A 19,907-nucleotide genomic window follows, 5' to 3' on the forward strand; every position below is an offset into this window, starting at 1 on the left:
CGTCCCCCGGATTGATCCCAGTCCGCAGCCGACGGTCGGCTACCTCCTGGGCTACCTCCCGGAAGGGTATGAAGTACGGTTGGCTACCTCCCGGAGAGGTATCCAGGAGTATGGAAAGAGAACCATGCGCATCCGTGACCCCATCCACGGCACCATTCCGGTCAGCGACCCGGAGAAGGCCGTCATCGACAGCCGCCACTACCAGCGGCTTCGCTACGTGCGCCAGCTGGGCTTCGGGGACCTCGCCTTCCCGGGGGCGACGCACACCCGCCACGTCCACTCCCTGGGCGCCATGCATGTCGCCTCGCGCGTCTTCGGCGCGGTGGCCGCCCGCTCCTCGCTGCCCGACGACGTTCGGGAGCGCTTCTGCGCCGCGGTGCGGCTGGCGGTGCTCTGCCACGACCTGGGGCACATGCCGCTGTCCCACGCCTCCGAGCGGATTGCCCCGAAGCGCTCGCTGCTGCGCCTGCCCTCCTGGCTGGACTCCACGGCGGAGGGCGAGCTGGCCACCCACGAGGACTACACCGCGAAAATCCTCCTCGACAGCTCGCTGACGCCCATCATCGAGCGGCACTTCGGCTCGCTGGGCATCACCCCCATGGCGTCCGTGGCGCTGATTACCGGCGCGAAGCCGCCCAAGGACCCGGGCTTCACCCACCAGGGCGTGGACTGGGCGCCGCTGTTGCGCGCGATTGTCTCCGGCGAGTTGGACGCGGACCGGATGGACTACCTGCTGCGGGACTCGTTCTACACGGGGGTGAACTACGGCCGGTACGACATGGACTGGATCATCAGCAACCTCAACCCGGCGATGAAGGACGGGCGGGCGTACCTCGCGCTGAGCCGGGCGGCGGCCTTCGCCTTCGAGGACTTCCTCCTCAGCCGGTACCACATGTTCGTGTCGGTGTACCTGCACCACACGTCGGTGAACTTCGACTACATGCTGCGGCGCTACTACGAGGAGTCGCCCGGCGAGTTCGAGATTCCGTCGGACCCGGAGGACTTCCTCCTCTGTGACGACGCGGCGCTCTGGTACACGCTGCGCCGCTCGAAGAACCGGTGGGCCGAGCGCATCAGCCGGCGGCAGGGCTTCAAGCTGCTGGCCCAGTTCACCGAGCGCGACACGGGGTACGACCTGGACGTGCTGAGAAGCGCACTGGTTTCTCACAACTTCGAGCACTACGTCGTCGAGTCCATGAACGTCCTCAGCAAGTACGCCTCCGGTCCGGGGGGCAAGGGGCCGAGCCTGTTCATCATCGACGCTTCCACCGGGCGGCTGACGGAAGTGGCGCGCTACACCCCCCTGTACCAGCGCTACAGTGGCGCGGTGCGTCTCAGCCGGCTGTACGTACGGCCGGACCAGGCAGAGAAGGCACACGAGCTGATGGGCCAGCTCCTTGGCCAGACGGTGCAACCATGAGTGAGCGTCTCCCCGGTCTGGGCCTCGGCCTGGACTCAAGTCACATCCCCCCCGAGCCCCGAGCGTCCTCGGTGGCCGTCCTGTACCGGCGCGCGGCCACGGGCGTGGAGGTGTACTGGGTGAAGCGTGGCAAGGCGCTCGCCTTCGCGGGCGGCTTCTACGCCTTCCCCGGGGGGAAGCTGGACGCGGCGGACGCCGACGTCCCGATGCGGGGAGCGACGGGGGAGGAGGCGGCGCTGCGCTCGGCGGCCGCGCGCGAGCTGTTCGAGGAGGCCGGAGTTCTGGTGGCGGAGGGCGCGGAGGCGCTCGCGCCCGGGCGGGTGACGGAGCTGCGCAAGGCGCTGCTGGCGGGGGAGCGGGGCTGGGGAGACCTCCTGAAGGCGGAGGGGCTCGCGCTGCGGGCCGACGACTTCCGGGCGGCGGGCCGCTGGGTGACGCCGCCGTCCTTGCCGGTGCGCTTCGACACGCGCTTCTACCTGGTGGAGATGCCGGCGCACGCGCGGGCCGAGTGGTGGCCCGGGGAGCTGGCGGAGGGCTCCTGGGTGACGCCGGCCGACGCGCTAGCGCGGTGGGGAGACGGCACGGCGCTGCTGCACCCGCCCGCGCTGCATGCCTTCCAGGTGCTGGGCGCCTTCACGGACGAGGCGGACGCGCGGGCGCGGATGACGACGCCGCCGTACTGCCCGGGCTACGTGGCCCAGCGCATCGAGTTCCAGCAGGGCGTGCGCGTCATCGCGCTGGAGACCCCCACGCTGCCGCCGGCCACGCACACGAATGCGTACGTGCTGGGCAATGGCGAGCTGCTGGTGGTGGACCCGGGCTCCTCGGACGTGAAGCAGTACGCGAAGCTCCTGTCGCTGCTGGCGGGGCTGAAGTCGGAGGGCCTCCGGCCGGTGGCGGTGGTGCTCACCCACCACCATGGGGACCACGTCGGCGGGGCGCGCGCGGTGAAGGAGCGGCTGGGCGTGCCGCTGTGGTGCCATGCGCGCACCGCGGACCGGCTGGACTTCCCGGTGGAGCGGCTGCTGGAGGACGGTGAGGTGCTGGAATTGGCCGGCGACGTGCCGCAGCGCTGGCGCGTGTTGCACACGCCGGGACATGCGCAGGGCCACGTGTGTCTGGTGGACGAGAAGAGCCGCGCGGCGGTGGTGGGCGACATGGTGGCGGGCGTGGGCTCCATCGTCATCGACCCGCCCGAGGGCAACATGCGCGACTACCTCGCGCAGTTGGCGCGGCTGCGGGACTGGCCCGTCACCACGTTGTACCCGGCGCACGGCCCGCCGCTGCCGGAGGGGCCCGCGAAGCTGCAGGAGTACCTGAACCACCGCGCCCTGCGCGAGTCGCTCATCCTCCAGGCGGTGCCGCCGGAGGGCGTCACGCTGGCGCAGGTGGTGGCCACGGCCTACGCGGACACGCCGCCGCTGCTGCACCCGGTGGCCGAGCGCAGCGCGCTGGCCACGCTGGAGAAGCTGATGGAGGAAGGGCGCGTGCGCGAGGAGTCGCTGCAGTACTTCCGCGTGTAGTCGCGGCCCTTCAGAAGCGGCCCATCAGCCCCAGGCGGGGGCCGCGCTCGGTCATCCCCGCCACGGGCAGCACCCGGACGCGCTCCGAGGCCCGGGGCACGGCAGGGGGACGTTCGGACGGGTTGGACAGCTCATAGCCCGCCGTGGCGCCGGCAATGGGCATCACCAGCAGGGCGAGCGCGAGGGCATCACTGTCCGCCGCGTCTGACAGCAGCAGCGAGCCCAGCAGCGCGCCGCCCCAGCCCACCAGGCTACCGCCCGCGGTGGCGAGGAACTGGCCCTTGCCGCCCATGAGCCGACCGCCCAGCCACGTGCCCGCGGGGATGCCCATCAGCACCCCCGTGAAGCCACCCACGAGGGCGACGACACGGCACTCGTCGCAGCCCACCGTGGGCAGCGCGAGGACGTAGCCCGCCGCCAGCCCCACCGTGCCCGCGATGAGCCCGCCCGCGGTGCCACCCACCACCTCCATGGCCACCCGGGGCACCGGGTCCTTCGGAGGCACGGCGGCGCGGCCCGGCAGGGCCTGCTCGCTCACGGACGGGGTGGGCGCGTCCTCGCCACCCGACTCCGCGCCCTCCGGCGCGGGCTTCGCGTCCGCCGTGCCCGGAGGGGGGATGGGGACGAGCGGCGGGGGCGTCAGCTCGGAAGCCGGGGCCTGGCCGGGCTCTTCCTGGGGGGCCTGCTGTCCCCAGGAGGCTCCGGGGCCCGAGAGGACCAGGACGGCCAGCCATGGGGAGAGCGCGCGAGGAAGCTTCACCATCGCCACGCTACCGCAAGGCGCGGCCGCCGTCGCGTCAGCCGGCGGACACTTCGGACACGCGCTGCGCACGGCCCCGGCGGCGCAGCAGCAGCAGGGCCAGGGGCGCCACGGCCAGCAGGACTTGCGGTGCGAGCGACACCACGTCCGGGTAGATGCCCAGCAGGTCCACGGTGATGAAGCGCAGCGGCATCAGCGGCAGCGCGCCGACCTCCTGGAGCGAGTGCAGCCCCTTGCCCAGCAGCATGACGGCGGTGACGACGAGGATGACGGTGGACGCGTTGAAGAGCGTCTTCATGGGCAGGCGGTAGCCCACGCGGTTGATGAAGAGGACCAGGACCAGGATGGCCACCACGCCGAGCAGTGCGCCCCAGGCCACGCCCGCGGGCGAGTCCAGCGCGAGCCCCTGGAGGAAGATGGCCGTCTCGAAGCTCTCGCGCAGCACGGCGGTGAAGGAGATGAAGAACAGGCCCGCGAGGCTGCCGCGTCCCAGCGCGCCCTGCATCTTCTGGCGCAGCTCGCCCATGAACTGGCTCATGTTGGAGCGCGCGTTGAGCCACAGCGCCGCGTACAGCAGCATGCCCACCGCCAGCAGCGCGGCCACGGCCTCCATCCACTCGCGCTGGGCCCCGGCCAGCAGGTGCCGGCCCAGCACGTAGGCGATGGCGCCCACCACCAGCGCGGATATCCAGCCGGCGTGCACCACGCGCACGTGCTCGGTGGCCTTCATCTTCTTCAGCGCCGCCAGCAGCGCCGCGACGATGATGGTGGCCTCGAAGCCCTCGCGCAGCATGATGAGCAGCGTCAGCCACATCGTGGACACCAGGTCCGCCGCGCTGCCGGTGCTCCGGCGCGCCTGGTCCAGCAGCGTCACCAGCTCCCGCCCCTCGTCCCGCAGGTGGGGGCTGCCGCTCTCCGCCGCGAGCCGCGCCCGGAGGAAGCCCTCCTCCAGCTTGCGCACCAGCGCCGGGTCCCTGGAGCTCAGCTTGGGCTCCACCGGCTCCAGTCCGTTGAGGTACGCGTCCAGCACGGCCGCCTTCGCGCCCGCGATGTCGCCCGCGGCGCCCTTGCGCATGGCGTCTTCGATTCCCTCGCGGGCCACCAGCAGCGAGCGCTCCTCGTCCGCGTCCGGGAGCTTGCGGCGCAGACACGCGAGGTGCTCCTGGCCGTACTCCTTCACCAGCGCGTCATCGGTGGTGTTGGCCAGCCGCTCCAGCGAGGCGCTCGGCGGGGTGCCCTCGCACGGGGGCAGGCGCATGGTGAAGACGAAGAAGGCGAGCGACCAGCGCTCCTCCTCGGAGAGGGTGGGGTAGGCCGGCATCGCCGTGCCCGGCACGCCGAAGCTGGTGGTGTTGAAGGCCTTGTAGGGGGTGAGGCCGCCCATCAGCTCCGCGTCCTGGAAGTTGGCGGGGGCGGGCTCCATGTTGGCGGCGATGGGCACGTCCGCGCGGCCGTCGGCGCCGTGGCAGGCCGCGCAGTTGGTGCGGAAGAGCGCCTCGCCGAGCTTCAGGTCCGGCGGCCGACGCGGGCTGCGTGCGAGGCCGCCCGCGACCACCAGGTCCTCCACCAGCGTGCCGCAGTCCCGGCTGACGCCCGGCGCGTCCTGCGCCTGGTCCACGCGGGCCTGGATGGCCTTCACGCGCGGAAGGAAGGCCGCGGCGGAGGGGCCCAGTCCACTCGCTGCATCCACCGCCTCGGCCGCGAAGCTCTTCTGCTCCGCCAGCTCGAACTCTGACTGCGACTCGATGGCGAGGGGGTAGTCCGCCTCCAGGTACTGGAGGATGCCGATGAGCCGGTGCCAGGTGCGCTCCTCGGATGCTCCCTCCGCGCGGGCGGACAGGGGCAGCGCGAGCAGCAGGCACACCAAGGGCAGGGCAGCGCGATTCATGGCCCCCGGTCTACCAGCCGAGGGACTGTATTTCAATCTTGAGACTCAATATCAAAATTCCGTCAGACGGCTGTCAGGGTAGGGGTCCCCGGGCCGGTCCAGTGCCCCACCTGGAGGGAACGGATGCGCAGGCTGTCCACCCTCCAGTCCCCACCTTGGAGCCGGCCGATGGCCAGGGCGCCAATGGCGAGCGCGCCGATGCTGAGCGCCCCCACGGTGAGGGCACCCAGGGCGGTGGCCCCCGTGGCGAGCGCGGCGAAGGCGCGGGGACGGAACGCCCGGCGTCGGGGCCGGAGCGAAGAGGCCAGCCGCAGGGAGACGCTGAGCGCCGCGGTGTTGGCGACGGTGAGCGCGGCGGCACTGGCCAGGGCCGCGGTGCGCCAGGGGAGGTCGGCGGGACGGGTGGTGATGGCGGTATGCATCCCGTGGAGGTGGACACGCACACGCGGTGCGCCAGCAGGCGACACGGGTGGCCCCCGCTCGCATGTGCGCTCCCAGGGGCGGGGGTGTGCGTGTCAGTGGCTCCGGGCCCGGGGCGTCCATGTTGGCTCTGGGAGGGTTGCCCATGGACAGGGATGTCCCCGCGCCGAAGCCCGCCGCGCCGCTGAAGATGTACATCCTCATCCGCGAGTCGGTGCCCACCGGGCACGCGGTGCTGGCAGCGGCGCACGCGTCGCTCGCGGCGTACCTGAAGTTCAAGGACACGCCCGAGGTGGCCGAGTGGCTCTCCGGTCCGTTCTACAAGGCCGTGTGCCGGGTGACGGACGCGCAGTTCGAGCAGGGTCGCGAGTGCGAGGACCACGTGGTGCTCACCGAGTCCTCGCTGGGCGGGCAGGAGGTGTCCATCGCCTTCAAGCCCCGGCGCGAGTGGCCGAAGGCGTTCCGCTTCTTCAGCCTCTACCGGTGACCTACGCGTTCATAGGTCAAGAATGCGAATGGCAACTCGCCCTCAGGATGGTGCTCCTGCTCGACAAGTCGCCAGCGCGCGCAGTCCATCTCGGGAAAGTACGCGTCGCCGGGAAACTCTCGTGAGATGCGCGTGAGATAGAGCCGGTCTACACGTTCCATCAGTTGCGTATAGATGTCTGTCCCACCAGCGATGAAAACTTCTCCGCCATTGGCGAGCGCAAGCGCTTCGTCCAATGAGTGAGCCACCTTGACGCCCTCTGGCGCGTAGTCCTGTCGACGTGTCAGCACGACGATGGTGCGGCCTGGAAGAGGGCGGCCGATGGATTCATACGTCTTGCGCCCCATGATGAGCGTGTGCCCCATCGTGAGCTTCTTGAACCGGGCGAGGTCCGCAGGCAAACGCCATGGAAGCTGATTGTTGGCGCCGATGACTCGGTTCGACGCCATGGCCACAATCGCGGATAGCCTCTTCATACCGCCACCGCGGCCTTGATGGCGGGGTGCGGGTCGTAGGCCTCGAGCGTGAAGTCCTCGTACTTGAAGGCGAAGAGGTCCTTCACGTCCGGGTTGATGCGCATCCGGGGCAGGGGCCTGGGCGCGCGCGTGAGCTGCTCCTTCGCCTGCTCCACGTGGTTGATGTACAGGTGCGCGTCGCCGATGGTGTGGATGAACTCGTGTGCTTTCAGGCCCGTCACCTGCGCCACCATCATCGTCAGCAGTGAGTACGAGGCGATGTTGAATGGCAGCCCGAGGAAGAGGTCCGCGCTGCGCTGGTAGAGCTGGCAGGACAGGCGCCCGTCGGCCACATAGAACTGGAAGAGCGCGTGGCAGGGCGGCAGCTTCATGGAGGGCAGGTCCGCCACGTTCCACGCGCTGACGATGTGCCGGCGCGAGTCGGGGTTCTTCTTCAGCCCCTCCACCAGCCCCTTCATCTGATCGATGTGTTCACCGTTGGGCGCCGTCCATGAGCGCCACTGGTGGCCGTAGACGGGGCCCAGGCCGCCGTCCGCGTTGGCCCACTCGTCCCAGATGGTGACGTTGTTGGCCTGGAGCGAGCGCACGTTGGTGTCCCCCGCGAGCATCCACAGCAACTCGTGGAGGATGGACTTCACGTGCAGCTTCTTCGTGGTGACGAGCGGGAAGCCCTGCGTGAGGTCGAACCGGAGCTGGTGGCCGAAGACGCTGAGCGTGCCCGTGCCGGTCCGGTCGCCCTTCTTCGTGCCGTGGGTGAGGACGTGCTCGAGGAGGGACAAATAGGCCTGCATTGCGCCCATGTACGATCGCCCCACCCGGCTACACAAGTTCTGGGTGCGTACGTTCAACTTTGGTGAACTTGGCACATCCCCGTACAGGCCTGTACTACTAGCTCGCCTTCCCGTAGACGCAATGCACGGGGTGCCGTTAGAAGCGCGGCAACCATGAAGATCTACACGAAGAGCGGTGATGCTGGAGAGACGGGTCTGTTCGGTGGCGGACGCGTCCCGAAGGACGACGAGCGGGTGGACGCGTACGGCGAGGTGGACGAGCTGAACGCGACGCTCGGCCTCGCGCGCGGCTTCACGATGCCCACGGACATGGACGCGCTCCTGCTGCGCCTGCAGGACCAGCTCTTCACGCTGGGCGCGGTGCTGGCCACGCCCGCGGACACCAAGGCGTCTTCGTACATTCCGGAGCTGAGGGCGGAGTGGGCGGAGGACATGGAGCGCGCCATCGACAGCTTCGAGAGTGAGCTGCCGAAGATGACCCACTTCGTCCTGCCCGGAGGCACCCAGGCCGCCGCCGCGCTGCACTTGGCGCGCACCGTGTGCCGCCGCGCGGAGCGCCGCACCGTGCCGCTGCTGCGCGAGGGGAAGATTCCGCAGTCGGTGGTGGTCTACCTGAACCGGCTCTCCGATTTGCTCTTCGTCATGGCGCGGCTGGCCAACCATCGTGCGGGCGTGCCGGACGTGAAGTGGATACCGGCGAAGCCCACGAAGTCGACGTAGACGTGTCATGAGCGTGCTGCCCACCTCCCAGCTCCGTGAGCTCGCCAGCCTGGTCGGCTTCGACCTGGTGGGCTTCTCTCGCGCGGAGCCGATTCCGCCCGCCTTCCTGATGGAGTGGCTGGAGTCCGGCTACGCGGCGGACATGGACTGGATGGGAGAGCGGGCCGCCGAGCGACTGGATGTGCAGAAGCTGCTCCCGGGCGCGAAGACGGTCATCTCGTTCGCGAACAACTACTGGCGGGACGACACGGAGTCGGTGGGCTCGCCCATTGCCCGCTATGCGCGGGGTCGCGACTACCACTCCACGCTGCGGGACAGGATGAAGGCCTTCCGCAAGACGGTGGTCGCCAGGTTCCCGGGCCTGGGCACCTACGGGAGCGTGGACAGCGGCCCGCTGATGGAGAAGGTGTGGGCGGCGCGCGCGGGGCTGGGCTACGTGGGGAAGAACGGCTGCTTCATCACCGAGCCCTATGGCTCGTGGGTGCTGCTGGCCACGCTCATCCTGGACGCGGAGGTGGACGCGTACGGGGAGGGGCCGGCGGCGGACCGGTGTGGCTCGTGTCGCCGCTGTCTCATGTCCTGCCCCACGGGCGCGCTGGTGGGGAATGGCCGTGTGGATGCGCGGGCGTGCCTGTCCTACCAGACGATTGAGAACCGCGAGCGCGAGGTGCCCGAGGCGTTCCGGCTCAAGTTCGACAACCTCATCTTCGGGTGCGACATCTGCCAGCAGGTGTGTCCGCTGAACCGCCGTCCGGTGTTCGCGGAGAATCCGCGCTTCGCACCGCGTGCGGTGGCGGAGCTGGGGACGCTGGAGCTGGCGGGGCTGACACCGGAACAGTATGAGCACCTCGTACCCGGTACAGCGTTGGCACGCGCACGCTATGACGGGCTGCGCCGCAACGCCGTGTACGCGCTGGGCGTCGCGAAGCAGGCGGATGCGCGGCGGTTGCTCGAAAAGCTCTGCGGCGACACGAGTGAATTGGTACGTACCGCGGCGCAATGGGCGCTCAGCCAGCTCGACTCCTGAATCCCACCTCCGCGTCTTCCCTGGGCCTGGTGTACGCCGCGATGGGCGTGCAGGTCCTCATCAGCGCCGGGACGTACCTCGCCGGCAAGCGGGCGATGGCGGAGCTGCCGCCGCTCACGGTGGTGCTGTGGCGCTTCATCCTGAGCGGCTCGGTGTTCGTGCTGCTGCTGGCGCTGACGCCGGGGCCGAAGCTGCCGCCGCGCAGTGAGTGGAAGCGGGTGCTGGTGCTGGGGCTGCTGGCGGGGCCGGTGAACCAGGTGTTCTTCTTCTATGGCCTGTCGCAGTCCACGGCGGCGCACGCGGCGCTGCTGTACGCGCTGACGCCCCTGGGCGTGTACCTGTTGAGCCTGGCGCGTGGCCACGAGCGGGCGTCGCTGCGCGCGGTGGGCGGCATCGCCACGGCCTTCACGGGGGTGGTGGTGTTGCTGCTGGGGCGGGGGCTGGCGGACGCGAGCGGCTCGCTGCTGGGGGACGTGCTCATCCTCGGCGCGGTGGCGGCGTGGGTGGTGTACACGACGGAGGGCAAGCCCTTCGTCGCGGTGCACGGTCCGGTGCGGGCCACGGCGTGGAGCATGGTGGCGTCCACGCTGATGATGCTGGTCCTGGCGCCCTTCGTGGCGAAGCCCGACGCGGTGATGGCGGCGAGCGACGCGGCGAAGGGCTCCATCGTGTACCTGGGGCTGCTCACCTCGGTGGTGGCATACCTCATCTGGTACTACGCGCTGTCGAAGGTGCCGGCGTCGAAGGTGGCCATCTTCTCCAACCTGCAGCCCGCGGCGACCGCGCTGGCCGCGTGGGCGCTGCTGGACGAGGCGCTGCACTGGGAGATTGCGGTGGGCGGGGTGCTGGTGCTGCTGGGCGTGCGGTTGACGCAGACGGCGCACGTGCGGCCTCCGCCCGAGACGCCGCTTCGTCCGGAGACGGAGCGGCAGGCGGCGTAGACTCGCCGGATGCTCCGTTCCGGCGAAGACCTGCTGCATGTGGAAGAGCGGCTGTGGGTGCTGACGGCGCCGACGGGCAAGGGCATCTACGACTTCGCCTTTGACAGGTTCTTCGCCTGCCGCCGTCCGTACGCCCTGCCGGAGTCCATGGAGGTCCTTGCCCGCGTGGGCGTGTGGAATGACTACGCGGAGCGGTATCGCGAGCTGGAAGGGGAGGGTGTGCGGCTGGTGCACTCTCCCGAGCAGCACCTGCTGGCCACGGAGCTACCGCACTGGTACCCGCGGCTCACGGACCTGACGCCGCGCAGTGTCTGGTTCGACGAGCGGCCGGATGCGGAGACCGTGGAGCGGCTGCTCGGGTGGCCCGTCTTCGTGAAGGGCGAGCGGCAGACGAGCCGTCATCGCAAGTCCTTGTCCATCATCGAAGGGCCGGAGCAGTGGCGCCAGGCGATGGACGCGTATGCGAAGGACTCCATCCTGCACTGGCAGCGCGTGGTGTGCCGCGAGCTGCGGCCCCTGCGCCGGGTGGAGGAGGGCGCGCCGGACCGCATCCCCAGCTCCTTCGAGTTCCGCACCTTCTGGTGGCGGGGCGAGCTGGTGGGGTGGGGGCCCTACTGGTGGCAGGGCTCGCCATACACGATGACGGCGGACGAGCAACGCGAGGCGCTCGGGCTGGGCCGCGAGGTGGCGCGCCGGCTGGACGTGCCCTTCCTCGTGGTGGACGTGGCGCAGGAGGTCTCCGGCCGGTGGATTGTCATCGAGTGCAATGACGGTCAGGAGAGTGGCTACGCGGGCGCCTCTCCCTTCGCGCTCTGGCAGAACATCCTGGACGTCGAGCGGGCACGTAGCGCTCCGCCGTGAATCAGTCCCCGTTCGGGTCCCACTCGGAGATGTCCTTCTTGGGCTCCGGGGGCGGCGTCGGGCGGGGCGCGGCCTTCGTGGTCGTCGTCGCGGGCTGCCGCGTGGGCGGCGGCGCCGGCAGCACGGCCGGTTCGTCATCCAGCAGCGGGTCCTTCTCCTCGCTGCTCGCGGCCACGGTGGGCGGGGGCTTCACCGGCTCGGGCTTCACGGGCGCCGCGGCCGGCTTCACCGGCGCGGCCTTCGTCCCCGACTTCGCCACGGGCGCGGGCGCCGGCTCGGGCTTCGCGTCCATCGGCTCCAGGTCGTCCCCCCCGGACTTCGCCTCCGGCTCCGGCGCCACGTCCGAGGCCCGGTACCCGCTGCGCTTCGGACCCTCCGCCGAGCTCCCCAGCACGGCCTCCTCCGCGTTCGCCCGGCTCGAAGTCCCTCGTCGAGGGATGTTCACAGGCGGCTCGGACGGTGCCGGCGGCACCTCCTCACGGCTCGACTGGTACGACTCCTTCCGGTTCGTCCCGCCCTTCGCGTCGTCAGGCGGCAGGTCAGCGTACGGGTCGCCCCCGCGAGGCTTGCGCGGTGCCGGCTCGTCGTCGTCCCCGAACGGGTCCTCTTCGCGGTCCTTCTTCTTCGCCTTCTTCCGTGACGGCTCCGACCTGCTGCGCGTCGGGCGCACCTCGTCGGCGACCACGCCGGGCGGCAGGTCCTTCAGCGACGAGTGGCGGTTGGCGCACAGGTCCACGTTCTCCTGGCAGTCGGCGAGGCACTGGGTGAGCTGCTTGATGGCGCGCCCGCTGCCTCCGAACTCGATGGAGCAGTCCTCCTTGCACGTGGAGTAGTCCTCCTGGCAGCCGGAGGGAATCGCGGCGGCGGCGGAGCCGGCGGAGAGGAACAGGACGAGGAGCAGGTGGGCACGCATGACGAATGCGAAAACTACCAGTCTTCTCGCCTTCCGGCTCCAGGGGCCCGCGCTATGGTTCGCCCCTTGGGAACAATCACGCCCAGAGGAGGCACATTGGCTGTCGTCAGGGTGGGCATCATCGGGAGCCACGGACTCGGGCAGCAGCTCGGAGTCGTGGGTCGGGGAGAATCCCACATCCTGGAGACCCCCTTCGGCCCCCACGCCGGCCCCATCGTCACCACCGAGCTGGACGGCGTGCCCGTGGCCTACGTGTCCCGCCATGGCCCCGGTCACCTCTACAACGCCACCCGCGCCCCGTACCGCGCCAACCTCTTCGCCCTGAAGCTGCTCGGCGTCACCCACGTGCTCGCCACCGGCATCGTGGGCAGCCTTCGCGAGCACCTCCACCCGCTCCAGCTCGTCCTGCCGGACCAGGTCATCGACCGCACCTACCGCCGGCCCTGCACCTTCTACGACGACGTCGCCGTCCACGTGGAGCTGGGCAATCCGTTCTGTGCCTCGCTCCGGCAGGTTCTCATCGAAGCCGCGAACCCCCAGGGAACCACCGTCCACCCCGCGGCCACCTATGTCTGCGTCGAGGGCCCCGCGCTCAGCACTCGTGCGGAGAGTCTTCTCTACCGGACGTGGGGTGCGGACCTCGTCGGCATGACGGTCATGCCCGAGGCCCGCCTCGCGCGGGAGGCGGAGATGCACTACGCGATGGTGGCCCTGACCACCGATTACGACTCGTGGCGGACTCCACCCCCGGGCCAGGAGCCCGAGGAATTGCTCACGCAGGTCTCCCACAACGTCCAGGTCGTCACGAGCAGCGCCGCCGCCCTCATCCGCTGTGCGGTGCCTCGCATCGCGGAGGCCCACGGCCAGGGCTGCCGCTGTGACACCGCACTGGCCATGGCCATCGCCACGGATAGGGCCCGCATTCCCAACGAGGTCCGCTCCCGGCTTCGTCCACTGCTGGGCAGATACCTTCCGCCCAACGTCGCCTAGTCACCCGGCGGGCGCCTGCCTGCCCGCCTGCTGCCATCCGCCAGCGCCGTACCCACCTTGCTTCCCCCGGGGGGACTTCGAGCGAGGAGGGGTGCATGCGGTTGCCCAGGCTCAAATACCTGACGTGGCGTGAGTTCGGCCGGCGCTTCGTGAAGGAGTTCCAGGAAGACACCGTCACGGACATCGCCGCCCAGCTCTCCTACTACCTCCTCTTCTCGCTCTTCCCGTTCCTCTTCACCCTCTTCACGCTCGTCGCCTACATGCCCTTCGCTCCGGGCGCGGTGGACGCGATGCTGGACCGCATCCGCCCGCTGGTGCCCGGAGACGCGCTGGACCTGGTGACGGGCCACCTGCAGTCGTTGGTCAACCAGCCGAGGCCGAAGCTCCTGACGTTGGGTCTCGTCATCGCCCTGTGGACGGCCTCGCGTGGCGTGGACGCCCTGCGCAAGGCGCTCAACCTGGCCTACGACGTGCCGGAGTCCCGCCCCATCTGGAAGACGCAGGGGCTGGCCATGCTGGTGACGCTCATCGGCACGCTGCTCATCCCGCTGTCCTTCACCGTGTTCCTGCTCGGCGGGCGGCTGGGTGCGTGGCTCGCGGACAAGCTCCAACTCGTCGACCAGTTCTACGTCCTCTGGTCCTGGCTGCGCTGGCCCTTCACCGCGGGGCTGGTGATGCTGGCGCTCGCGCTCTGCTACTACCTGCTCCCCGACGTGAAGCAGAAGTTCAAGTACATCACCCCCGGCTCCATGCTGGGCACGGGCATCTGGCTGCTGAGCACGTGGGGCTTCACGCAGTATGTGGAGCACTTCGGCAAGTACAACGTCACCTACGGCTCCATCGGCGGTGTCGTGGTGCTGATGCTGTGGCTCTACATCTCCGGGCTCGTCTTCATCCTCGGCGGCGAAATCAACGCCATCCTCGAGCATGCCTCCGCGGAGGGGAAGGAGAAGGGCGCCCGCGACTTCAACGAGGCCGCACCGCTGGAGCCACCCATCAAGACGCCCGGCGCCGCGAAGAGCGCCAGCAGCGCGAAGAAGTCGCGGCTGGCGCGCTTCCGGTGGAGGCGGCGCGTGGCCCGGGGGCAGTCCCCCGAGCCCACCGCGGCGGAGCTGGAGCGCGAGCCCCCGTCCCACCTGCACTGAGCGGCGAGTCGCCTACTTCGCGCCCAGCTTCTGCTTGATGGCCGGCAGCCCGCCCGGGCTGTTGTTGCTGCCGCGCAGGTTGTTCTGCGAGATGATCTTCTGGATGTTCGCGATGCGGTCCTTGTTGGGCGGGTGCGTGCTCAGCCACTTCATGAAGCCCGGCCCTTCGCCGCCCTGCTGCGCCTGGAGCTTCTGGAAGAAGGTGATGAGCCCGCGCGGGTCATACCCGGCGCCGGACGCGTAGCGGGCGCCGTACTCGTCCGCCTCGATTTCCTCGCCGCGGCCGTGGGCCAGCATCGTCCCGCCACCCACCAGCTGCGCGGCGATGGTCCCCACCGCGCTGGGGTTCTTCCCGAGCGCCGCCTGGGTGACTGCCTGAAGGCCGAGCGTGTTCACCATGGCGCGCGCCGAGTGACGGCCCACCACATGGCCCGCCTCGTGCGCCATGACGCCGGCCAGCTCCGCCTCCGTGTCCGAGGCCAGGATGAGGCCCGTGTACACGTAGAGGTAGCCGCCCGGCGTGGCGAACGCGTTCACCGTCTTCGGGTCGTCGATGACGTTGATCTTCCACTTCACGCCAGGCCGGTCCTTGGTGGCCTGCCGGAGGATGGGCGAAGAGAGGCTGCGCACGTAGTCGACGACGGCGGCGTCCTGGACGTACTTGACCTTCTCCTTCGTCTCCAGCTCCTGCTTCACCTGCTTGCCCAGGTCCTCCTCCTGCTCGTCGGAGATGAGGGTGGCCGCGATGGCCTTCTCCGCCTGGATGCGCTGCTTGGTACAGCCTGCCGTCAGGCCCATCGCCAGGGTGAGGCCCAGTAACATCGAGAGGATTCGCTGCATGACCAGGAGTGCCTTCCTTTCCAGGGGTTGAACGGAGCCGGCCGACTCTTCGTCAGCCCTGCCCTCGCGGCAAGCGCCGTGTGCTGCTTCGAAGGCGTCAATCCAAAGGGCCTTCACCTTTCCTGCTCCCCGCCCGCGCACCGGCCAGGGGGCCCGGCGAGCCTTGCGAGACGGGAAGGGGATACGGACCTTTCAGGATGGCCGGTGCCCGGGGCCCGGGCACCGTGGGAGGCCCCGATGTCACGTCCCGTATGGGTAGGCTCGCTGAGCTTCGGGCTGGTGAGTGTCCCGGTGAGGCTCTACAGCGCAGTCAGCCCCCGGCAGGTCCAATTCCACCTCCTGCATGACGCCGACGGCGCCCGCATCCAGAACAAGCGGGTGTGCTCGGCGGACGGTGAGGAGGTGGCCTACGAGCACGTGGTGAAGGGGTACGAGCTGGGCGACGGCGGCTACGTGGAGGTGACGCGCGGGGAGCTGGAGGCCTTCGACCCGGGTGCCAGCCGCGTCATCGAGCTGGAGGACTTCGTCGAGGCCGGGGAGATAGACCCGCTCTACTACGACTCGCCCTACCACCTGGTCCCCGCGGAGGGAGCGGAGCACGCGTACTCGCTGCTGGTGGCCACGCTGCGCGAGGCGGGCCGGGTGGGCATCGGCCGCTTCGTCCTGTACCACAAGGGGCACCTGTGCGCGGTTCGGCCCCATGGACGGGGGTTGCTCCTGTCCACGCTCCACTACGCGGAAGAGGTGGTGTCCCAGGAGAGCTTCTCCGAGCTGGCGCTCGCGGGCCAGCGTCCCCGGGAGCGGGAGCTGGCGGCGGCGATGAGCCTCGTCGAGGCCCGCGCCACGCGCTTCGAGCCCCGGCGCTACCACGACGTCCACCGCGAGCGGCTGCTGGCCTTCATCGAGCGCCGCGCCGCGAAGACGCGCCCGAAGGCGGAGAAGCGGCCCGCGCATGCCGGGGCCACCGCGGGGCCCGCCGAGGCCGGCGACCTGCTGACGGCACTGGAGCAGAGCGTGGCCGCGCTCCGGGCCGGCCAGCCGCTACCGCCGCCCGCTCAGGGGGCGCTGCGACTGCGCCCGCAGGCCTCGGCGCGCGAGGTCCGGGAGCGGAGCGGCGGAGGCGAGAGCTCCGGTTCCAGCACCCCGGTCACCCGGCGGAAGAAGGACGAGGGCGGAGAGCCCTCGGCCTGAGTCCTCCCGCCGGGAGCGGGCAAGGCGTGACTACTTCAGCCGGCCTTCGCAGGCGTCGTAGTCGATGTTGGAGAAGTACGCGTCCACGTACTTGCCGCGCTCGTTCGCCTTGTAGTCCGGCGTGAAGGCGTGCTCCCACGCGTCCATGATGATGATGGGCCTGAAGCCGGCGATGTTGTTGGTCTCGTGCAGGGTGATCCAGTGGTTGGACAGCCACCCGGTGCGCGGGTCCTGGAACGTCACGGCCCAGCCGATGCCCGGCATGGTGGCCACGGCCTTGAAGTCCGCGAACCAGTTCTCGAAGGAGCCGAAGCTCTCCTCCATGGCCTTCTTCAGCTTCGCCGGCGGCGTGGCGCCCGAGCCACCCGGCTTCATGTTGCCGAAGTAGTACTCGTGGAGGACCATGCCGTTGTACTCGAAGCCCAGCCGGCGGGTCATCTCCGCGTACGCCGGGTTGGTGCCAGCGGCCTCGCCCTTGAGCTGCAGGCCCGAGAGGGACTCGGTCAGCTTGTTGGTGCGGTTGACATAGCCCTCGTACAGCTTGAAGTGGGTCTCCAGCACCGCGTCGCTGAGGCCCTTGAGGCCCTTGAGCTGCGGGAACGTCATCGGCGCGTACTTCTTCTGCGGCATATCCGCCATGCTGCCTCCAGAGAATGGATGTTGCTGATGGGTCGGAAGCCGCCTCATAACGGAGGCGGAGCCTCACGGCGTGGAGAACTTCACGCCGGTGTGCGCGGCACGACAAGTAAGAAATGCGTGGGGCCCGTACAGGGTGCTATGTGCCCTGGCGGATGCCTGAGCTTCCGGAAGTGGAGATCGCCCGGCGCAACCTCGTGCGCTGGTTCGGCGGCAGGCGCCTCGTGCGCGCCGAGGCCGACGACACCCGCATCTTCCGGGGCGCGGAGCTCCATCAGTTCTCCGAGCTGTCCGGCCGGCTGGAGTCCCTGGTCCGCCGGGGCAAGTACCTCCTCTTCGCCTTCGAGGGGGGACGGGGCCTGCTGGGCCACCTGGGGATGACGGGCAAGTTCGTCCGCCGCACCGAGGGGCTGGTGGAGCCCTACAGCCGCGCCCGCTTCCACCTGGACGACGGGCATGTCCTCCACTTCGCCGACGCGAGGATGTTCGGCCGCCTGGAGCCCGCGCCCGCCCCGCTCCTGCGCGAGCTGGACGTGGTGAAGGCCCTGGGACGAGACCCTCTGGCGGACGGCCTCACCGCGGGCCAGCTGGAGAAGGCCGTGGCCTCCTCCCGGCAGGCCCTCAAGGTGGCGCTGATGGACCAGGGGCGGATCACCGGCCTGGGCAACATCCACGCCGCCGAGGCCCTCTTCCGTGCCGGAATCCACCCCTCCCGGGAGCCCGCCTCCCTCACCCCGGACGAGTGGAAGCGCCTGGTGGGGGCCATCCGGGCCACCATCGACTTCGGCCTGAAGGAGCAGGAGGGCGAGGAACCCGTGTACCTGGAGGAGGGCCTCACGGAGAACCCGTTCCTCGTCTATGGCCGTGCCGGAGGCCCATGCTCCCGGTGCGGGAGCCCCGTGGAGTCCTTCCCCCAGGGCGGCCGAACCACCCACTTCTGCCCGAAATGCCAGCCCCGCTCAGGCGTTCACGCGTCGAAGCCTCGGGCCGGTAAGCGTTGACACCCCCATGTCCCGTGGCTTGAATCGCCCGCCTTTCAGACCCGGCCGCCCCGCGCGGCCCTGGAGAATGTTGCCCATGTCTCACGCCCTGCTGGCGGCGCTGCTCGTCGCTTCATCCACGGCCACCGCCCAGACGCCGGTGCCCGAAGGTGGCACGTCCGCGCCCGCGCCCGCCGCCACCGAGGCCGCGCCCGCCGCGCCCGCCACTCCTTCCTCCGCTGGCTCCGCTCAGGGCGACTCCGTCAGCCGCGAGGACCTGGACGCCGCCAAGCAGGAGCTGCGCGAGGAGATCCGCGCCGAGGCCGCGAAGCAGTCGGTCGACTCCGGCGAGTGGAACGAGGAGTTCCCCGAGGAGAAGCGCAAGCTGGAGGTCTTCACGCTCGACGGCTACTTCCGCCTGCGCCCCACGCTCTTCTACAAGTTCGACCTGGGCAAGCAGCCCGGCCAGGAGCTCTTCCCGCGCTCGCCGCGCAGCGCCGCGGAGAACACCCAGTCCTTCGCCACCATGCGGCTGCGGATGGAGCCCACCTTCAACGTCTCCGAGCAGGTGAGCCTGAAGCTGGAGCTGCTCGGCCTGGACAACGTGGTGCTGGGCTCGCAGCCGGACATCCTCTACCCGGGTGACCAGCGCAACCTCTTCGGCATCTTCTCGGAGAGCCAGGACTCCGCCGTCGACATGCTGGAGGACTCCCTCAAGCTGCGCCGCGCCTACGGCGAGGTGAAGACGCCGGTGGGCATCCTGCGCTTCGGCCGCATGGGCAGCCAGTGGGGCCTGGGCATGCTGCGCAACGACGGCACCTGCTTCGACTGCGACTACGGCGACACCGTGGACCGCGTGCAGTTCGTCACCAACCCCTTCGAGGGCTGGTACGTGACGCCGATGCTCGACTTCAACGGCGAGGGCGTCGTCGACGGGCGCGGCTCGGCGGGCGAGCCGGTGGACCTGTCCCAGTCGGACGACAGCCACGGCTGGGTCATCGTGATTGCCCGCCGGGACACCGACCCGGTCATCCGCTCCAAGCTGGACAACAACCAGGGCGTGCTCCAGTACGGCCTGCACTTCACCTACCGCACGCAGAACTGGGAGTACGACGCCAGCACCACGAACGGCACGGCCACCGGCTTCATCCCCCGCTCCGCCAAGCTCTACATCCCGGACCTCTGGCTGAAGTACGAGGAGAAGACCTGGCGGCTGGAGTTCGAGCTGGCCGGCATGTTCGGCGACATCGGCAACCGCGCGGTGGACGCGGGCGGCGCGAACGACCCCACGCTCAACCAGAGCCTGCGCGTGGCCCAGTTCGGCGGCGTGGCCCAGGGCGAGCTGAAGCTGCTGAACAACAAGCTGTCGCTCGGCCTGGAGCTGGGCTTCGCCTCGGGCGACAAGGCGCCCGGCTTCGGCAACCAGCCCGGGCGCCCCGGCTCCGGCACGCGCGGCGAGACGCTGCCGGGCGACTCCGAGGGCCCCCAGTACCGCTGTGACGCGGGCGGCTGCGGCGACAACGCCATCCGCAACTTCCGCTTCAACCGCGACTACCGCGTGGACCTCATCCTGTGGCGGGAGATCATCGGCGGCATCACCGACGCGTTCTATGTGCGGCCGTCGGTGAAGTACACCCTCACGGACGGGTTCGACCTGTACGGCCGGCTCATCTACTCGCAGACGCTCTACGCGGAGTCGACGCCGTCCTTCACGAGCAGCTCGCTGGGCGTGGAGGCCAACGTGGGCGTGGACTACAAGACGGAGGACGGGTTCGTGGCGGGCGCCGCCTACGGCATCCTGTTCCCCATGAGCGGCCTGCAGGAGTTCGACCCGCTGCTGCGCGCGGAGTTCGAGACGCCGCAGACCATCCGCGGCTGGCTGGGCATCAACTTCTAGC

General features: G+C 69.9%; 20 protein-coding genes. 12 read left to right on the forward strand and 8 right to left on the reverse strand.

From position 1 onward, the window contains the following. Nucleotides 1-124: 124 nt before the first annotated feature. The gene (locus G4D85_RS07630) at nt 125-1,420 is read left to right on the forward strand and encodes an HD domain-containing protein (RefSeq protein WP_164009540.1); all 1,296 of its coding nucleotides are present in this window, start codon (nt 125-127) and stop codon (nt 1,418-1,420) included. After that, complete coding sequence (locus tag G4D85_RS07635; protein WP_164009542.1) at nt 1,417-2,943, forward strand: MBL fold metallo-hydrolase; 1,527 nt, start codon at nt 1,417-1,419, stop codon at nt 2,941-2,943. The genes G4D85_RS07630 and G4D85_RS07635 overlap by 4 nt, the downstream gene beginning before the upstream one ends. A 10-nt stretch (nt 2,944-2,953) precedes the next feature. On the opposite strand, the gene G4D85_RS07640 is transcribed toward G4D85_RS07635, so the two are convergent. The 3 genes from G4D85_RS07640 to G4D85_RS07650 form a co-directional block, all read right to left on the reverse strand. Next, the gene (locus G4D85_RS07640; RefSeq protein WP_240359136.1) at nt 2,954-3,706 is read right to left on the reverse strand and encodes a GlsB/YeaQ/YmgE family stress response membrane protein; all 753 of its coding nucleotides are present in this window, start codon (nt 3,704-3,706) and stop codon (nt 2,954-2,956) included. Between the two features lie 34 nt (nt 3,707-3,740). Further along, a complete protein-coding gene (locus tag G4D85_RS07645; protein WP_164009546.1) occupies nt 3,741-5,591 on the reverse strand; it encodes an FTR1 family protein in 1,851 nt (616 codons plus the stop codon). A gap of 62 nt (nt 5,592-5,653) precedes the next feature. Further along, on the reverse strand, nt 5,654-6,034 hold the full coding sequence (locus G4D85_RS07650; RefSeq protein ID WP_240359137.1) for a hypothetical protein: 381 nt from the start codon (nt 6,032-6,034) through the stop codon (nt 5,654-5,656). A 122-nt stretch (nt 6,035-6,156) separates the two neighbouring features. Between G4D85_RS07650 and G4D85_RS07655 the strand changes: the two genes are divergently transcribed. Next, nucleotides 6,157-6,498 (forward strand): hypothetical protein, encoded by a 342-nt coding sequence (locus G4D85_RS07655; protein WP_164009549.1) that lies wholly within the window; start codon nt 6,157-6,159, stop codon nt 6,496-6,498. On the opposite strand, the gene G4D85_RS07660 is transcribed toward G4D85_RS07655, so the two are convergent. Next, entirely contained in the window at nt 6,489-6,974 is a 486-nt protein-coding gene (locus G4D85_RS07660; protein ID WP_164009551.1) for a dihydrofolate reductase, read from the reverse strand. The two genes, G4D85_RS07655 and G4D85_RS07660, sit on opposite strands and share 10 nt — an antisense overlap. Continuing rightward, on the reverse strand, nt 6,971-7,765 hold the full coding sequence (locus G4D85_RS07665) for a thymidylate synthase (protein WP_164009553.1): 795 nt from the start codon (nt 7,763-7,765) through the stop codon (nt 6,971-6,973). The genes G4D85_RS07660 and G4D85_RS07665 overlap by 4 nt, the downstream gene beginning before the upstream one ends. A 153-nt stretch (nt 7,766-7,918) precedes the next feature. Between G4D85_RS07665 and G4D85_RS07670 the strand changes: the two genes are divergently transcribed. From G4D85_RS07670 to G4D85_RS07685, 4 genes are read left to right on the forward strand one after another with little or no spacing between them, the layout of a single operon-like run. After that, entirely contained in the window at nt 7,919-8,485 is a 567-nt protein-coding gene (locus G4D85_RS07670; protein WP_164009555.1) for a cob(I)yrinic acid a,c-diamide adenosyltransferase, read from the forward strand. Between the two features lie 7 nt (nt 8,486-8,492). Further along, nucleotides 8,493-9,512: a tRNA epoxyqueuosine(34) reductase QueG gene (queG, locus tag G4D85_RS07675; protein WP_164009557.1), complete on the forward strand. Its 1,020-nt coding sequence runs from the start codon at nt 8,493-8,495 to the stop codon at nt 9,510-9,512. Then, nucleotides 9,485-10,453 carry a DMT family transporter gene (locus G4D85_RS07680; protein WP_164009559.1) on the forward strand — a complete coding sequence of 323 codons (969 nt, stop codon included), beginning with the start codon at nt 9,485-9,487 and terminating at the stop codon, nt 10,451-10,453. Before queG ends, G4D85_RS07680 begins: the two co-directional genes overlap by 28 nt. Nucleotides 10,454-10,462: 9 nt before the next feature. Then, a complete protein-coding gene (locus G4D85_RS07685; RefSeq protein ID WP_164009561.1) occupies nt 10,463-11,314 on the forward strand; it encodes an ATP-grasp domain-containing protein in 852 nt (283 codons plus the stop codon). 1 nt (nt 11,315) lies between these two features. On the opposite strand, the gene G4D85_RS07690 is transcribed toward G4D85_RS07685, so the two are convergent. Continuing rightward, nucleotides 11,316-12,227 carry a hypothetical protein gene (locus G4D85_RS07690; RefSeq protein ID WP_164009563.1) on the reverse strand — a complete coding sequence of 304 codons (912 nt, stop codon included), beginning with the start codon at nt 12,225-12,227 and terminating at the stop codon, nt 11,316-11,318. A gap of 96 nt (nt 12,228-12,323) precedes the next feature. Here G4D85_RS07690 and G4D85_RS07695 point away from each other — a divergent pair, with 96 nt between their 5' ends. Together G4D85_RS07695 and G4D85_RS07700 are read left to right on the forward strand one after the other, a co-directional pair. Beyond that, nucleotides 12,324-13,217 (forward strand): MTAP family purine nucleoside phosphorylase, encoded by an 894-nt coding sequence (locus tag G4D85_RS07695; protein ID WP_240359138.1) that lies wholly within the window; start codon nt 12,324-12,326, stop codon nt 13,215-13,217. A gap of 95 nt (nt 13,218-13,312) precedes the next feature. Continuing rightward, complete coding sequence (locus G4D85_RS07700; RefSeq protein WP_164009566.1) at nt 13,313-14,362, forward strand: YihY/virulence factor BrkB family protein; 1,050 nt, start codon at nt 13,313-13,315, stop codon at nt 14,360-14,362. A 12-nt stretch (nt 14,363-14,374) separates the two neighbouring features. Here the strand turns inward: G4D85_RS07700 and G4D85_RS07705 are convergent, their stop codons facing one another. After that, nucleotides 14,375-15,202: a M48 family metallopeptidase gene (locus G4D85_RS07705; protein ID WP_164009568.1), complete on the reverse strand. Its 828-nt coding sequence runs from the start codon at nt 15,200-15,202 to the stop codon at nt 14,375-14,377. 237 nt (nt 15,203-15,439) lie between these two features. Between G4D85_RS07705 and ku the strand changes: the two genes are divergently transcribed. Further along, entirely contained in the window at nt 15,440-16,393 is a 954-nt protein-coding gene (gene ku / locus G4D85_RS07710) for a non-homologous end joining protein Ku (protein ID WP_164009570.1), read from the forward strand. A 30-nt stretch (nt 16,394-16,423) separates the two neighbouring features. On the opposite strand, the gene G4D85_RS07715 is transcribed toward ku, so the two are convergent. Next, nucleotides 16,424-17,032 (reverse strand): superoxide dismutase, encoded by a 609-nt coding sequence (locus tag G4D85_RS07715; RefSeq protein WP_240359139.1) that lies wholly within the window; start codon nt 17,030-17,032, stop codon nt 16,424-16,426. A 152-nt stretch (nt 17,033-17,184) separates the two neighbouring features. Here G4D85_RS07715 and mutM point away from each other — a divergent pair, with 152 nt between their 5' ends. Further along, entirely contained in the window at nt 17,185-18,030 is an 846-nt protein-coding gene (gene mutM / locus G4D85_RS07720) for a bifunctional DNA-formamidopyrimidine glycosylase/DNA-(apurinic or apyrimidinic site) lyase (protein ID WP_164009572.1), read from the forward strand. A gap of 76 nt (nt 18,031-18,106) precedes the next feature. Further along, on the forward strand, nt 18,107-19,906 hold the full coding sequence (locus tag G4D85_RS07725; protein ID WP_164009574.1) for a TIGR04551 family protein: 1,800 nt from the start codon (nt 18,107-18,109) through the stop codon (nt 19,904-19,906). The last annotated feature ends 1 nt before the right edge of the window (nt 19,907 follow it).

The sequence above is a fragment of the Pyxidicoccus trucidator genome (assembly GCF_010894435.1).
Classification (GTDB): domain Bacteria; phylum Myxococcota; class Myxococcia; order Myxococcales; family Myxococcaceae; genus Myxococcus; species Myxococcus trucidator.